The organism is Intestinimonas sp. RTP31139st1_F5_RTP31139_211217 (assembly GCF_040226735.1).
Taxonomy (GTDB): Bacteria; Bacillota; Clostridia; order Oscillospirales; family Oscillospiraceae; genus Intestinimonas; species Intestinimonas butyriciproducens.
The window spans coordinates 163,306-179,158 of the sequence record NZ_JBCOAQ010000002.1; the positions used below are offsets into that span (position 1 = coordinate 163,306).

The window sequence follows — 15,853 nt, forward strand, 5'->3', positions numbered from 1 at the left end:
TTGAAAAGACTGGTTCATTCGTTCACAGCAAGAAAAATCATGGAACTTCTGCTGACCTTGCTGATTGTGACCTTTCTCTCTTTTTTACTGGTAAAGCTCTCTCCGGTGGATGCGGCGGAAGCCTATGCCCGGAGAACTTTTATGTTATACACGCCGGAGCAGCTTGACGAGCTGCGGGATGAGATGGGACTCAATCAGCCGCTTCTGGTCCAGTACGGAACATGGGTGGGGGATGTGCTCCACCTTGACTTTGGGACCTCACTGGTCAACGGACGCTCTGTTTTAGGCGAGGTGTCCCGCGCAATGGGCGTCACATTGAGCATTGTACTGATGGCTGCGGTTATTGAAGCGGCCGGTATTCTTCTGGTCGGGAGCCTGTGCTATTGGTGCAGGCGGAAATGGGCGCACCTGCTTTTGGTTTTTGTGTGCATCGTGGGCGTATCCATCCCTCCATTCTTCCTTGCCAGTTCCTTTCTCGATGTGTTTGCAGTCCGTTTCGGGTGGATCTCCGTGGCCTCCAGTACGGGGCTGATGCGGTATCTGCCCGCGGCCATCTGCCTGGCCGTGGGTGGGATCGCCCTCTACTCTCAACTTCTCTCCAAAAATATTGAGCGGGAGATGAACGAGGATTATGCGGTGTACGCCCGTTGCCGGGGGCTTTCCGACATGAGGATTCTGTGGACCCATGCGTTGCCCCATGCGCTGGCCGGCCTGGCGCCCAGTTTTTTGCAGATGGTCGGTATCTCTCTGGCTGGCTCCGCCATTGTGGAGAAAATCTTTTCCCTGCCCGGCCTTGGGTATTCCATCGTGGACAGCGTACTCTACCGGGACACGCCTATGATACATGCCACGATCCTGTTTTTGGCCTTCTTTCTGGTGATCTGCAACACGGTTTCCGACATTCTGCAGCGGATATTCCAGCGCGGCCATGCTGAGGGGGTGGTCCAATGAAAAAGTTACATATCCTTTTTTTAAGCATTTTGCCGGCTTTGGTGATCCTGTTCTGCTTTTTGGGTTTTCTGACTGCTCCCAACGACCCGGAGGAGGTCGTGATTACACAGTCCTTTTTGGCCCCCTGCGCGGAATACCCGCTGGGAACTGACCAGTATGGCCGGTGCGTTCTCTCCCGCATCCTGTATGGCGGCTATACCACACTGGGCATCGTTCTGATGGGCTCCGCCATTGTCATGACGGTCGGTATCCTGCTCGGTCTTCTGCTGGGCCAGGGAAAAGCCGGACGCAATGTATTGTTTGAGAGTATTCTGAACGCAGTTACCGCCATTCCGCCCATCGCCTACCTCATTATTTTCATCAGCACCTGGGGCAACAGTGTTTCCACTATGGTGGTGGCTCTCACAGTCTCCCTCATTCTGCGGATGATTAAGCTGGTAAAGACCAAGACGGAGCTGGAATACAGCAAGGCGTATGTCCTGTGCGCGGTGGCCTCCGGCGCTTCCCGTTTTCGTATTCTGCTGGTCCACATTCTGCCAAACCTCATTCGGGATGCATTCCGCTTCTCCTGCCTCTCCGCGGGAGAGATGATCCTCTCCATTTCAGGTTTCTCCTTTATTGGCCTGAGTTTGGGAGAAGGGGTCATCGACTGGGGCAGCATGGTGTCCGAAGGACGGACCTCGTTTGGACTGGCGCCGGGGCTGGTACTCTATCCCATGCTGTTTATCTTTTTGTGCGTCCTGTCGTTCAACCTTCTGGGCCGCCAACTGGAGGCAGGAGGGCGAATCGATGCTTGAAGTAAAACATCTTACAGTTCGTTCCAAAGAGGGCCGGCTGCTGGTGCGGGATGTCTCCTTTACTCTCACCCCCGGAGAGCCGCTGGGCCTGACCGGAGCCAGCGGCTCGGGCAAGACCACAATCATCAAGGCGGTCATGGGGATTCTGCCCTATGGCTGTGCCATTGAGGAGGGCGAGATTCTGCTGGATGGGCAGTCTCTGGAAGGGCTGTCTGCCCGAAAGCGGCGGGAATACTGCGGGACAGTGCTTGGCTTTATTCCGCAAAGCCCAATGACCGCCTTTGATCCTCACATGAGAATCGGCGCGCAGATGGTGCAGACCTTCCGCCTCCGCCTGAATTTATCGAAAGACAAGGCACAGGCGCTGGCCCGGGAACAGCTGCTGGCCGTCAACCTGGAAGATGCGGAACGGATTTTGAATGCCTTTCCCAGCCAACTCTCCGGCGGAATGCTCCAGCGGGTGTCCATGGCCTGTCTGGGCGGGCTTGCTCCGCGCTATATCCTTGCGGATGAACCTACCTCGGCTTTGGATGAAGAGAACCGGGATCACCTGCTCACACTGCTGCGGAAGATTTATCACTCTGCCGGCATCCTGTTCGTATCACACGATGTATCGGCTTTGAAAATGCTTTGCCGGGAGACAGTGATTTTAGAACAGGGCGCCATGATTGAGCGGCAGAATACCGAAGCGTTGTTTGCCCATCCGCAGCAGGCGTGGACGCAGGCGTTTGTTCATGCTGCGGAAACCCGGAAAGGAGGAGGTTGGTCATGGAAGGCTTTGTAGTGGATCAGGTGTCCAAAACTTATATGGACGAAAAACAGCGGCCATTCCAGGTCCTCCATGATGTGTCTTTCTCCTGGTCTGCTGGAGAAAATATCGCTGTTCTGGGGGAGAGCGGCAGCGGAAAAAGTACCCTGGCCCGGCTTCTGATCGGCATTGAAAAACCGAACAGCGGGACCATTACATGGAATGGGGAAGATATTACCCGCTGGAAGGCGTCCGCATGGCGGGAAAAGCGCAGGCATATCCAAGCGGTCTTTCAGGACGCCTCCGGAACGCTTAACCCGGCCCGTTCCGTCTACCACAATGTGGAGGAGGCCCTGCGCAACCTGACGCAGCTGGACAAGCGGCAGAGACGGGCGAGGATTGGCGAATTGATGGAGTTGACCCACATGGACTCCCATCTTCTTCAAGTCCCGGTCCGCCAGCTCTCCGGCGGCGAACAGCGCCGCCTTTCTCTGCTCCGGGCCCTCTCCATTCATCCGCAATTCCTGGTGCTGGATGAAGTCACCAGCGGGCTGGACCTTCTTTCCGCAGATGCGGTGCTGCAGGTCCTGGAGCGTTACCACGAGGAATTTGGCTGTGCCTATCTGCTGATCACCCATGACCGGCAGACAGCGTATCGCATATCCAGCCGGATTCTCGAATTAAACCAAGGGGTATTCGTGCGGGAAGCAGTCCGCACTGAATCCATATAACATCCAAAGAAAGGAACACAAACCATGAAAAAGAAACTGATTTCTCTGATTTCAGCGGCGCTCTGCCTCTGCATGGTGTTGAGCGCCTGCGGCGGGCCGGCCAACAGCGATCCGTCCCCCTCCGCATCCGGCAGCCAAAGCGGAGACGACACCCAAGACAAAACGCTTACCATCGCAACCATGACCGAGACAACCTCTCTGTCCCCGCTTTACATGGGTGTTTATAACTACTCCATGTGTACCATGCTCTACGAAACCCTTCTGAAATATGAGGATGGAGAGGTCAAGGGCAATCTGGCCGAATCCTATTCGTTCAATGAGGACGGGACGGTGATGACGCTGACGCTCCGCCAGGGAATCACCTTCCATGACGGCGCACCCTTTAACGCCGAGGCAGTGAAAAAGAACCTGGATTTCATGCACAGCAACCCCCAGTATATGGCCTGCCCCGGCATTTACGACATTGAGAGCGTGGAGGCCACAGACGAGTACACCGTCACCATCACCTATCCGCATCCCTACTACGCTTATGCCTATGACTTCTGCTGGCCGGATGTGGGCGGAATGCAGTCGCCCAATCAAATCGTGGAGGGCGACTTCCAGACGGTCCAAGGTTATGTTGGCACTGGCCCCTACATCTATGAAGAATATGTGCCGGGCGAATACACCCGCTTTGTCCGCAACGAGAACTACTGGGGCGAGGCGCCCTATTTTGATGAGATCATCGCCCGGTATATTCCCGATTCCACTTCCCGCCTGCAGGCGCTCCAGACTGGCGAGATCGACCTGGTTTACGGCAGCTCTATGATTTCCTATCAGGACTACCAGCAGGCCACCGCTCTGGATGGAGTTGCGGGGGCGATTGCCGAAAAGGACACCCGCGCCCGTGATATTACCCTCAACGCCTCCAGCGGCCCTCTGGTGGATGCAAAAGTCCGTCAGGCGGTGTCCCATGCTATCAACAAAGAAGAGTTTTCCGAGGGCCTGACCTACGGCTATGAGCAGATTGCGGAGATGCCTTTCCCGGAGGGGACGCCCTACACTGACATTGAGCTGACGGAAACATACCCCTATGATCCCGAAAAAGCTGCCGCCCTTCTGGATGAGGCTGGCTGGGTCATGAATGAAGAGACTGGTATTCGGGAAAAAGATGGTGTGGCGCTCAACCTGACCTTTATCTATGACACAGCGCAGGACTCTCTTGTTTCCTCCTATGCTACTCTGCTCAAGAGCCAGCTGGAGAAGGTCGGCATCGGCCTGGAGCTCAAGGGCAGCGAGAAGATGGAGTGGTACGCCGAGATGATGGCCGGCAACTTCGACATCACTTATTGGATTGGCGAGTATGAGTATTCCTCTCCCCACTGCTTCTTCGGCGCTATGCCCTCCATGACCCCACACACCTTCTCTCTGAGCCAGGTGGACGGCTCCCAGGAGTTCTTTGACGCTATCACCGCCGTTAAGCAGACGGACGATCCCACCGAGGTGCAGGAGCTCTACAACTACCTCATCAACTATGACCTGGGCAATGTGATTGACATTCCGCTGACCTACTACAAAGACCTGATTCTCTATAGAACCGATAAAATCGCCGGTTACGAATTTAGTGATGTGCCTGCCTTCTTTGATGTGGCGGGGTTACAGGCTACAAAATAACGAAATACTATGGAGCGAATGGGGAGCCTCTGGTTTAGAGGCTCCCCATTTAGGTGCTTTAATGATGATGTCACGGCGGCAAGAATTTATAGCCCTTCCCATACACGGTTTGGATAAAGTCAGCGTTCAGCTTATGGCGCAGCTTGTAAATGATGCTGGAGATCCCCGTCCAGCTACTGTCAAACGAATCAGGGGCGGCGAACTCATAGATCTCCCTTTGTGAAAATACCCGTCCGGGCCGTCGGGCAAGCAAATGAAACACATCGAACTCCATAGGAGTCAGCTCTATGAATTTGCCCTGCCAAAACACTTGACGGCACGCAGCGTCGATACACAAAGCCTTGTAGCGCAGAGGGGCAGAGGAAACATCCGTACATATGGCAAGTTCTGTTGATGCTATGAGAGCCATGATTTTCTCAACGGTTTCAAGGTCATCTTCTTCGACCGATAATATGAACAGTTTTCCCACTATATCCCCCCAATAACCTCGACTGATAGAGGACCTTTTACTTGCCCTGTAGCCCCGATTTTATTTTCTGAAAACTGTCGTCACTGATTGCGTGTTCCATCCGGCAGGCGTCCTGCTCGGCGGTCTTTGGCTCTACACCTGCATCCACCAACAGTTGGGTGAAAAAGCAGTGTTTTTCATAGGTACGCTCTGCTACCTCCCGGCCTATATCAGTCAGTCGGATAAAGCCTTCTTTGTCTTTCTCTACAAAGCCTCCTCGCTGAAGCGTTGTAATGGCGTGAGTAATGCTTGGCTTACTGAACTCCATATGGCGCGCTATATCTACCGGGCGTACCAGCCCTTTCTGCCGCTGAAGGATCAGTATGGCTTCTAAATAATCCTCACCCGAAGGTGTAGTGTTCTTTTCCTTTTTCATCTGATCCTCCCATGCAAGTCGTACAAGTAGAGAAAACATACCGCCCACCTTCATTTTCAATGGGCGCAGAAGATAGAAACTACCGTCCCTGCTGAAGCTCCACAAGATGAGCGTACAATCCGCCCTTTGCCATCAGTTCTGTTGGGGTACCCATCTCACTGACCTTACCATCATCCAGTACAACAATCTTATCGGCATTCGCCACCGTCCTCATACGATGGGCAATCACCATGACCGTTTTATCTTTCAGCAGTACTGATAATGCGTCCTGCACCAGCGTTTCGCTCTCGGCATCCATGGAAGCTGTTGCCTCATCCAGCAGGACAATAGGCGCATTTTTGAGCAGGGCGCGAGCAATCGAAATCCGCTGGCGCTCACCTCCAGACAGGGCGCTGCCGTTTTCTCCGATATTGGTCTGGTAGCCCTGGGGCAGCCGCTTGATAAACTCCTCACACTGGGCGGCCCTGGCCGCAGCCATGACTTCTTCATCTGTGGCATCACCCCGGCCCAGCCGGATGTTCTCCATAACACTTTCGTCAAAGAGCATCACATCCTGGAATACAATGGCATAGTTTTTGAACAAGGTTTCTGGCTCCACCGTCTTTACATCTACACCGCCCAGGGTAATCGAACCGGAGTCGGCGTCCCAGAAACGGGCCGCCAACTTGGAGGCCGTGGACTTGCCGCTGCCGGAGGGTCCCACCAAGGCCGTAACCTCGCCCTGCTTTGCCACAAAGGACACGCCTTTTAAGACAGGCTCTTTATTGTACGAGAAAACCACATTCTTAAATTCAATGTCATAGCCCTTATTATTGCAGACATTCGTTCCCGTCTGTTCCGGGGTGGCGTCGATCTGCTTCATGCGTGTTACGCTGACCAGGGAAGAGAAAATCTCTGCCATCAGCATAAAACAACTGGTAAAGGGGTCATAAATACGGCCGGCAAACAGTAGATACAGGACGAACATGGGAATAGAGAGGGAGCCGGCCGCCACCAGCCAGCCGCCCACCAGCAAGACAGCCACCAGACCGAAACGAAGGATAAACTGAGCTGTAGTCGTTGCCGCTCCGGGGGCGATCTCATTGCGGAAGGAACAGCGAACAACATAATCCAGCTTTTTCTCCAGCCCCTCCAGATATTCATCTTCACGGGAACAAGACTTCAGCTCTTGAATCGTGTCCAGATACTCCTGCACACCATCGTAGGCAGCACGCTTGGCATCCATATTGGCGCTCTCCGCATTGGATTGAGCTTTCCGCGCCGCAAAGACTACCAGGGCCGCCACAGGCACCGGCGCTACGATACACAACCCCATTCGCCAGTCGAGTATCAGCAGGCCGATGGCCGTAATGATAAACATGAACACGGTCCCGAACAACTGCGGAATAGCGTTAGAGAATACACGCTCCAGTGCGGTACAGTCCCCCATGATGGTAGTTGTTAAGTCAGAGAGGTCACGCTTTCCAAAGAAGGACAACGGTAGTTTCCGCAGCTTCTCCGCCAAAACAATGCGGCGGTTGGCACTTTCCTCATAGGCCACTGTATAGGTCTTGTTGTACTGGAGCCACTGGGTCAAAAACACGACGATGAACAGCACTACCGTCATGCCGATAAACAGTGGAATGTTATCCTGTATGCTGCTCTCGGAGCCAGAAATCACATTCAACAGTTCCCACACCACCATAACCAGCAGACTGACTGGCGCAATCAGGCACAGGTTGCTGAGTGTAGTAGCAGCAATCCCTTTGTTCAAATCTTTTGCCCCCTGATCGCTCAGGGCAAACATACGCTTCAGCATACTTTCACCTCATTTCCGATGTGCCACTTGGTTGTCTTGGTGTAGTTCGCCCACATCTTGGCATACTCGCCGTTCTGCTGTACTAACGCGTCGTGTGTGCCGCTCTCCGTCAGTTCGCCGTTTTTCATTACCAAGATGAGGTTGGCATCCTGAACAGTGGAGAGCCGGTGAGCGATCATAATAACGGTTTTCCCCGTTACAAGGCCCTCAAACGCCTGCTGAATCTGCTGCTCATTCTCGGGATCAGCGTAGGCGGTCGCCTCGTCCAAGACCACGATGGGCGCGTCCTTGAGAATTGCGCGGGCAATGGCAATACGCTGTGTCTCACCGCCGGACAGATATACGCCCTTGCTTCCTACCACCGTGTCAATACCATCAGGGAATTTCTCCAGAATATCGTCACACTGGGCCATGTGCGCCGCCCGCAGGACCTCCTCCCGCGTAGCCGTGGGCCGGCCAGCCCGGATATTTTCCAGCAGACTGTCCTTGAACAGCTTGGGGTCTTGGAACACGAAAGCCACCATCTTCATCAAATCAGCATGGGCAATCTCACGGATGTCCACACCACCGATTTTGACTGCCCCTTCCTGCACATCATAGAAACGGGGGATCAGGCTGGCCGTAGTGCTCTTACCAGAGCCAGAGTGCCCTACAAGAGCGGTGGTTGTCCCTGCTTTGGCGGTAAAGTTCAAATGAGAAACAGCCGGGTGATCTGTATTTTCGTATGCAAAGGTCACATTTTCAAAGGATACATCGTAGATCTTCGGATGCTTCGGGACGGGCGCTTCCGCTTGCGGCTCCGCAGTCAAGATCATATCAATGCGCCGCATGGATTCCTCCGCCTGCATTTTGTAGCTGGTCATATACATGATCTTGTTGAGCATAACCGCGCACGCCGGGGAAAAAATCAGGTAGAATAGGAAGCTCTGCATAAAGCCCGCCAAATCCGCAGACACGAGGCCGATAATGAGTGCCGTAGGGACCAGCACCAAAAAGCTGGAGTTAATAACTGAGTTAAATGCTACCATCCCCTTCTTGCAGGACATGGTATAGGCCAACGCAAACTTCCGATAGGATTTGATGGCGTTATGGAATTTAGTGATGGACTGCACCGTTTGGCCGAATACCTTGACCACGGAAATCCCTCGTATGTACTCCACCGCCTCATGATTCATTGTTTCCAGGGAATCCTGATAAGTCTGCATGAATTTCATGCCGTCTTTCCCCATCAGGGAGCCTTGCAGGAAGAATCCAATGCCAAAAAGCAGCAGGAGGGGAACGCCTACCCGCCAGTCAAAGGCCAGCATCAGGATCAGGCTGATGACCATTGTGACCTGCGCACCTACCAGATCCGGAAGCTGGTGAGCGATAAAGGTTTCTGTCTGGAAGCTGTTTTCATCAATGATTTTCCGCAGTTTACCGCTGGGGTTTAAGTCAAAATAACCCATCGGCATTTTGGCAAGGTGCCGCAGCGCCGCCATTTTCAGATTTTTCTCGGTATGGAACGCCACCACATGGGAGCAGAGCAGGGCACCGAAGTAGAGCAGCAGCCCAATCAGCTCCAGGATCAGGGCAAGGATGCCCCAGCGTACCAGTCCTTGGGTGTCCAATGGCGTTCCAGTAAAGACGGCCACCAACTCACGCGCTGCAAAATAGACGCAGAGGAATGGCCCCAAGATAAAAACGGAACTGACGCCAGATAGAATGCGGGAAACGGTTAACAATCCACGGTGTTTTCCTGTGAACTCCATCAGCCGTTTGATCCCGCCGGATTTTTGTTTCATGGATACAAAGCCCTCCTTTTCAAATCTTGATTAGTCCTTGCTAACCTTATGCTTTAAGTTTAACTGTTTCGCTTGTCAGAGTCTACGACCTTTCGGGTATATTCATGCTCCAATCAGGCCAAGCCAAAAGGAGCAGACTTTTGGCAGTCTGCTCCTTTTGGCGTATAATGATGAATTACTTCAGATGGATATTTTGCACAGAGGTAAAGCTGGCGTCAGTCGGGAAGGTATAACTTGACACGGTATCGCTGTACACAGTCAACTGCCGGGTATAAATTAGCGGTGTGGTCAAGCACTGGTCCGCCATAGTAGTCAAAATAGTGCTGTAAATCTCCTGAATGCGAGCTTCATCGGCGGAAGAGTCCAGTTCATCCACTAAAGCGGCAATCTCCGGCTGGGAAACGCCAATTTGCATCAGGATGGGGTCCATAGAGGTGGCGGGATTGATGTTCGTCACCACGCTGGCCGGGTCATAATAGCCGCCCTGGGTCTTGAAGATCGTAAGGCCATACTCGCCACTCTGAACCATGGCATACCAATCCATCATCTGGGCGGATTGCGGTGTCAGTTCAATGCCGATTTTGCTTGCTTGGTCGCAGATATACACAACAAGGTTGTCATCCGAAGCGGAGCCTGTCTGATACATGAACGAGGCCGACAGCTTCACACCATCCTTTTCACGAATACCGTCGCCATCGGTATCAGTATAACCCGCTTCATCCAGGATCTGATTGGCGTGGTCCAGGTCAAAATTATATACCGTCTGCTCCACATCACAATAGGGCAGGCTGCGTGAAAAGAAGGTGTCTGCCTTGTCGTACAGGCCGCCATAGATGCTCTCGACAATAGCATCCTTATCAACGGCAGAAGAAATTGCTTCACGAACTGTTTGGTCGCCAAAGATGGGATCGCTCAGATTGTATCCTACATAGTAGGTCTGGAGAGACTTTTCATCCGCCTGAGCTTGGAAGCCTTCGGTCTGCTCCATCTGCTCAAAACTTTCAGCAGAGATATTCTTGATGCCGGAGAGGAAATCCACCTCGCCGTTCTGCATCGCCAGAATCTTTGCATCATTATCGGGAATATACTTGATGGAGAAGCTGTCTACATCAGGTGCCTCGCCCCAGTAATTGGGGTTGCGGCCAAAATTCCAGGTCTGCCCATCGTTATCACCAGCGTACATATAGGGCCCAGTGCCATAGGTCGCTGTCCGGAAGGTATCTTTTGCGGTCAAATCTTCATTGAATTGCTCGCTGGATACAATGCCAAAGGGATTGGCAAGACACAGTTCACGCAGAGTATTATAGTAGGGCTGGGTCAGGTGAAGCTCCACAGTATATTCGTCTACAACTACTGCATCTTCAATGATGGTAGACAGGCGGCCATAGGAGCCATTATACTGTCCCAGATTCACCGGGACAGCCAGAATAGATTTCGCCACATCTTCCGCAGTCAAGTCAGAGCCATCGGAGAATTTTACCCCCTGCTTAATCTGGAAAGTATAGGTTTTTCCATCTTCGCTCATAGCCCAATCCTCGGCCAGTACACCTACCACCTCACCGTCCGTATTGTACTCAAACAGGGTATCGTAAAAACTGGTCAGATAATAGGTAATGTCGTATCCGCTGGAAGAGGAAACTTCTGGGGTGATGATGGTATAGAAATACTGGAAGTCCCAGCTTTCCGCCAAGTTCAGATGGACCGCTTGGGATTCTGTATCGGTCTGTGAGGGCTGGCTGCTTTCACCTACAGGGTCGGCGTTGTTGGAGCAGGCGGCCAGCGAGACCGCCATGACTGCCGCCGTCAGTGCAGCGGTAATTCGTTTCATTCTCATTGCAAAACAATCCTTTCTTTCATTTTATTATTCCGATCTGACGGAACATCAGTCAAGCCGCTGGCCTCCAGCAACATCCTGCTGTATGGATTCTGGAATACAGAATAGTCACCAGAGAAGGCTGTGTGCTCCACCAGATTAGAATTTCTCATAACAAAGATTTCGTCCGCCACCACTACGGCCAATTCCATGTCGTGGGTAATGAAGATCAGCGTAAAGCCAAGTCGATGCTGTAGGTCAATAATCTCGTCGATGATCTTCTTTCGCAAAGGCAAATCGAAACCATTGGTCGCCTCATCAAAGATGAGGCATTGCGGCTCTGCGGCCAGCGCCCGAGCGATTGCCACCCGTTTCTGTTCGCCGCCCGACAACTCGGAGGGCAGTCGGGTGTAGTAGTCCCCCGGAAGGTTACAGAGCTCCATGAGCTGTCTGCACCGCTCCCGCCGCTGTACTTTTCCCATCTGAAAGAAGCACAGTAGCGGCTCCTCAATAGATCGCCCTATCGGAAGTTTGGGGTCCAGCGCCGAAGCGGAGTTTTGCTGGATAATCTGCACTTTTTTGAAATGTTCTTTTCCCGCCCTTGTCCGCCCATAGACCAGAGAACCATCCACAGAAATCGTCCCGGTGCTGGGGCGCTGCAGCCCGGCAATCATTCGGGCCAAGGTCGTCTTGCCGGAACCAGACTCCCCAACAATAGCATATCGGCCGCCATCTTCAAAGTTTGCTGTCATAGAAGAAACAGCGGTAAAACAGCCCTTGTGTGCCAAACGGTCGGAAAAGGAACAGCTCACATCTTTTAATTCAATCAAATCCACTCCCTCCTTTCTAACTGGCAAGCATTTAGCAAATGTTTGGTATAGTCTTTTTGGGGCGCGGTTAAGATCTGTTCTGCCGCGCCCTGTTCAACGACTTGTCCATGATCCATGACAAGAATACGGTCTGATACTGAGGCTGAACGCAGGTCATGGGTTACAAACAGAACTGACATTCCCTCACGACAGAAGCCTTTCAGTTCCCGCATCAGCCCGATCCGATTACATGCGTCAATGGCAGTGGTAGCCTCATCTGCTACCAGAAGCGACGGCTTATTCATCAGAGCAGCCGCTATCATCAGCCGCTGGAGCATTCCGCCGGACAGGGTAAACGGGTAACTGTTCAAGATACGGGTTGTATCCTCCAGTCCAAGTCGCTGCAAGAGATTTGAGAAAATTTCATACATTTCTTTCCGGGAGGTCTTACTGTGATGAAGCTGATAGGTTTTTTCCAGTTGACGGGCTACACGGATAGAGGGATTGAAGGCGGTCATAGGATTCTGCATAATCAGGCAAATCTCTTTTCCGTAGATGGTACGCCGCTCCCTGTCCAGCAGGGTGAGCAGTTCCCGCCCATGAAATAAAATAGATCCCTTGGCGCGATAAGCGTTGCCCAGCAATCCCATGACCGCTTTGCAGATGGTGGTCTTGCCTGCGCCGGAACTGCCAACGATGGAGAGCATTTCACCTTTTTCGAGCTGGAAGGATATATTTTCTACGACCGGATCATCGGAAGACAGGGTGATGTTCAGATCTTTAATTTCAAGCGACACGAATATCATCCTCCTTCCCGATGGCGTCCCGGAGGCCCTCGCCCAACAAATTGAAGCCCGCACAGCAGACGATCAGGCAGATGCCGGGGTAAATCAGGAGTGCAGGATTGGAGTAGACACTATTCCGGGCCTCGTTGAGCATGGCGCCCCATTCCGGCGTTCCGGCAATCAGGCCCACACCCAAGAAGGCAAAGCTGGAGACAGACATGATGGCTGTGGCGATTCCAGTCGTAAAATATACCACGAATTGCGGAAAGACATTAGGGAGCAGGTGCTGGAGAACAATACGGAGGCTGGAGGCCCCTGAAATCCGGGCCGCCTCGATGTACTCTTTGCCGCACTCCGTTTTGGCGTAAGAACGCACCATTCGCAGAAACCATGCCAGCATGGAAACCCCAATGGCAATCATTACACTGGCAACCGAGTTGTCCACCGCCGATACAAGAGCCATGGCGATTACAATAAGGGGGAAAGCCATAAGAATATCACAGAGTATCCGCATGACCTCATCCAACAACCCGCCTTTGTAGCTGGAATAGCATCCTACCAAGAGGGCAACAGCCGCCAGAAAAACTAAAACCGGAATAGATAACCCCAGGGAATACCGCGCCCCATAGAGTAGCCTGGATAATTCACACCGTCCCATCTGGTCACAGCCGAGGGGATATTCCGCAGAGGGAGCTGCGTTCTTCAGCGCAAGGTTTGTGGCATTGGGGTCATTGGGAGCCAGCAGAGGAGCCGCCAATGCCATGAATACAAAAATAAGGATCAGCACTAGGCCGACGATGATTTGCCCTTTCCGTTTCATGCAGTTCTCCTCCTATATGCCGGGCAAATGACGCAGGAAAGCACATCCGCCAGAGTGTTGAATAAGACAAATAGTACGCCGCATACCAAAATAGAGCCGGAGATTCCGTAAACATCCATACTTTCACAGGATTCCATTAGGTAAATGCCAAGCCCTTGAATGGAGAAAACGCTCTCCACCAGTGCGGAGGTTCCAAAGAGGGCAGCGCAATACTGGGCAAACAAAGTAATGGCGGCCGGGAGAGCATTCCGCAGCACCTCGCCATAGACAATCTGCGTGTTAGAGAGACCTCTTGCTCTGGCGTAGGTCACATAGTCGCTTTTTAACTCGCTCAGTACCGCGGCCCGAAGTACACGGGTGGCAATGCAGATAATAGGGACCGCCATTGCCGCGGAGGGCAAGATCAGCGATTTGAAGCTGCCATCCGATATAACATCAAAAATAGGAATCTGGACGGCGAAAGCCGCCAGCAGAAGGAGGGCCAGCCAAAAACTCGGAACACATATCCCGATGATGCAGACGATACGGGTTACATTGTCGAAAATGCCGCCTTTTCGTATGACCGAGATTGCAGAGAGCAGCACCGTAAAAAGAATTACCCAGACCATCGCCATTACAATCAATGTACAGGTCACAGGAAGCGCGTCTTTGATATTCTCAATGACTGGCTGGCGGTTAGTAATGGCCGTCCCCAAATCCCCTGTCAGCACTCCTTTTATGTAGTCGGTATAGCGTTCCAGAAAGGGCGCATCCAGTCCCAGGCTCTCGCGCACTGCTTGAATCTGCTCTTCAGTTGCCAACACATTGACTTTACGGACAATCATCTCTGCTGGGTCTGTCCCTGTAAAAACCTGTAGGCAAAAACTGAGGGTAACAACGCCCCAGACAACGAGAATAAAATTGAGAAGCCGTTTTCCAATGCGTCTGCCCAACTCTCCCACATTCCCCACTTCAAATCCTCCCTTTTTGGTTAGGTTTCGCTAACTGTCAATTAAAAAAAGGAGCCGCAGTACAGCGGCTCCTTACCAGTTGTACTATCTGTTGGCACGCAATCTATGATAACACACCAAAGAAGTACAGTATATAACCAGACGGGTCGGTTTTTGCTCCAATCAGGTCAAATGTGTTTGTAACGGTATGCCTGCGGCGTCACGCCGAGGACAGACTTAAAAGCGGCGGAGAACTTGCTTTGATTTTCGTAACCTGCAGCACTGCCGACTTCTCCAATACTCAAAGTGGGCTCTGAAATCAACATTTCCGCGGCCGCCTCTATTCGTTTGGACTTGACAAAGGCGCCGATGGAGATTCCGGCGATGGACTTAAAACATCTTTTCAGACTGGACTCCGCTACACCAAACATACAGGCCAAATCTGGAATAGTTTCTTTCATAAAGGGATTTTCAATAATGTACTGATAGACTTCCTGGGTCCTCTTGGATATATCAGCGGAAAACTGCTGCGGATGCCGAACTGAACTGCCGTCCAGAAGACTCAAAAACAACAAAAGCTCAATGACCTTGATCCAGAAGTACGGGATTTGAATACGCTCATCCACCGAGTACAGCTCGCTGAAAATATGGTCGATCTCATGCTTGGACTTGATGATGAGAGAACGGCCATCGGAACATAGGCGGTCTTTGATCTGCTCCAAATTGATGTTTGCCTGCTGGAATCCATTGTCCAGGGTCTTCTGCGCCGTTTCCATCTCCAGAAGCACCGTGATACCCCGGTATTTTTTCAGAGGGATACGGGAGCCAAGGAATACCTGTTTATCTTTGGATAGGTAATCCACACAGAGGTCACCTTCCCCCAAGAAGCTGACTGCGCCACCTTCCAGTTCACATTCGTAGCACCCTTCCAGACAGTGGTTGATCTGCAAAAAATTTTTCTCAAAGCGGAGGGGACGGAAACAAGAGTCCATATTCAAATCGTTATATGTTATCTGTATGCCTGGTGCAATCTCAAAGCATTGCATTACCCCTTCGCCTGATTCGTTACCTTCGCAAAGAAGTGACTTTATATTTTCTGGCGTATCCCTGGTTTTATATATATTGTAGAACGCAGTCGGGTCCACATTAAAATCGCTAATCACGCATTTTCCCTCCTTGCAAACACCCTTTATATGCAAAGTATTATATAATGCTTTATCCAAAAACGCAATTTCTTCTATATTATCACTACCATTGAACAAGCTCCCTATTCTCGATAAATAGATGAAGCATAAGGATGTGCCTATCTATGCTAAAAGAGGGAGTCTTCTGATCTGAAGGCTCCCCATTT

The 15,853-nt window shown here is 52.0% G+C and carries 15 protein-coding genes; 5 read left to right on the forward strand and 10 right to left on the reverse strand.

The window, feature by feature from the left end; genetic code table 11:
* Genes ABUA09_RS03110 through ABUA09_RS03130 form a run of 5 tightly spaced genes read left to right on the forward strand, consistent with a single transcriptional unit; the run spans window position 1 to window position 4,880 of the window.
* Complete coding sequence (locus ABUA09_RS03110) at window positions 1-951, forward strand: ABC transporter permease (RefSeq protein ID WP_227127342.1); 951 nt, start codon at window positions 1-3, stop codon at window positions 949-951.
* Window positions 948-1,748, forward strand: coding sequence for an ABC transporter permease (locus ABUA09_RS03115; protein ID WP_044940895.1), 801 nt, complete (start codon window positions 948-950; stop codon window positions 1,746-1,748). The genes ABUA09_RS03110 and ABUA09_RS03115 overlap by 4 nt, the downstream gene beginning before the upstream one ends.
* Entirely contained in the window at window positions 1,741-2,532 is a 792-nt protein-coding gene (locus ABUA09_RS03120) for an ATP-binding cassette domain-containing protein (RefSeq protein WP_044940893.1), read from the forward strand. The genes ABUA09_RS03115 and ABUA09_RS03120 overlap by 8 nt, the downstream gene beginning before the upstream one ends.
* Entirely contained in the window at window positions 2,517-3,227 is a 711-nt protein-coding gene (locus ABUA09_RS03125) for an ABC transporter ATP-binding protein (protein WP_192933243.1), read from the forward strand. The genes ABUA09_RS03120 and ABUA09_RS03125 overlap by 16 nt, the downstream gene beginning before the upstream one ends.
* A gap of 24 nt (window positions 3,228-3,251) precedes the next feature.
* Window positions 3,252-4,880, forward strand: coding sequence for an ABC transporter substrate-binding protein (locus ABUA09_RS03130; RefSeq protein ID WP_044940887.1), 1,629 nt, complete (start codon window positions 3,252-3,254; stop codon window positions 4,878-4,880).
* Window positions 4,881-4,950: 70 nt separating this feature from the next.
* Here the strand turns inward: ABUA09_RS03130 and ABUA09_RS03135 are convergent, their stop codons facing one another.
* The 10 genes from ABUA09_RS03135 to ABUA09_RS03180 form a co-directional block, all read right to left on the reverse strand.
* Window positions 4,951-5,349 (reverse strand): winged helix-turn-helix domain-containing protein, encoded by a 399-nt coding sequence (locus ABUA09_RS03135; protein ID WP_050001708.1) that lies wholly within the window; start codon window positions 5,347-5,349, stop codon window positions 4,951-4,953.
* A 37-nt stretch (window positions 5,350-5,386) separates the two neighbouring features.
* Window positions 5,387-5,764, reverse strand: coding sequence for a metal-dependent transcriptional regulator (locus tag ABUA09_RS03140; protein ID WP_044941600.1), 378 nt, complete (start codon window positions 5,762-5,764; stop codon window positions 5,387-5,389).
* 79 nt (window positions 5,765-5,843) lie between these two features.
* Entirely contained in the window at window positions 5,844-7,562 is a 1,719-nt protein-coding gene (locus tag ABUA09_RS03145) for an ABC transporter ATP-binding protein (RefSeq protein WP_044940883.1), read from the reverse strand.
* On the reverse strand, window positions 7,556-9,346 hold the full coding sequence (locus ABUA09_RS03150; protein WP_044940881.1) for an ABC transporter ATP-binding protein: 1,791 nt from the start codon (window positions 9,344-9,346) through the stop codon (window positions 7,556-7,558). The genes ABUA09_RS03145 and ABUA09_RS03150 overlap by 7 nt, the downstream gene beginning before the upstream one ends.
* A gap of 175 nt (window positions 9,347-9,521) precedes the next feature.
* Window positions 9,522-11,180 carry a nickel ABC transporter substrate-binding protein gene (locus ABUA09_RS03155; protein ID WP_044940878.1) on the reverse strand — a complete coding sequence of 553 codons (1,659 nt, stop codon included), beginning with the start codon at window positions 11,178-11,180 and terminating at the stop codon, window positions 9,522-9,524.
* Complete coding sequence (locus ABUA09_RS03160; RefSeq protein WP_349173251.1) at window positions 11,177-11,995, reverse strand: ABC transporter ATP-binding protein; 819 nt, start codon at window positions 11,993-11,995, stop codon at window positions 11,177-11,179. The genes ABUA09_RS03155 and ABUA09_RS03160 overlap by 4 nt, the downstream gene beginning before the upstream one ends.
* On the reverse strand, window positions 11,986-12,774 hold the full coding sequence (locus tag ABUA09_RS03165) for an ABC transporter ATP-binding protein (RefSeq protein WP_172748790.1): 789 nt from the start codon (window positions 12,772-12,774) through the stop codon (window positions 11,986-11,988). The genes ABUA09_RS03160 and ABUA09_RS03165 overlap by 10 nt, the downstream gene beginning before the upstream one ends.
* Window positions 12,755-13,573, reverse strand: a complete 819-nt coding sequence (locus ABUA09_RS03170) for an ABC transporter permease (protein WP_044940869.1) — start codon at window positions 13,571-13,573, stop codon at window positions 12,755-12,757. The genes ABUA09_RS03165 and ABUA09_RS03170 overlap by 20 nt, the downstream gene beginning before the upstream one ends.
* Window positions 13,570-14,523, reverse strand: a complete 954-nt coding sequence (locus ABUA09_RS03175; RefSeq protein ID WP_044940867.1) for an ABC transporter permease — start codon at window positions 14,521-14,523, stop codon at window positions 13,570-13,572. Before ABUA09_RS03175 ends, ABUA09_RS03170 begins: the two co-directional genes overlap by 4 nt.
* Before the next feature lie 167 nt (window positions 14,524-14,690).
* Window positions 14,691-15,665: a helix-turn-helix domain-containing protein gene (locus ABUA09_RS03180; RefSeq protein WP_080744449.1), complete on the reverse strand. Its 975-nt coding sequence runs from the start codon at window positions 15,663-15,665 to the stop codon at window positions 14,691-14,693.
* Window positions 15,666-15,853 lie beyond the last annotated feature (188 nt).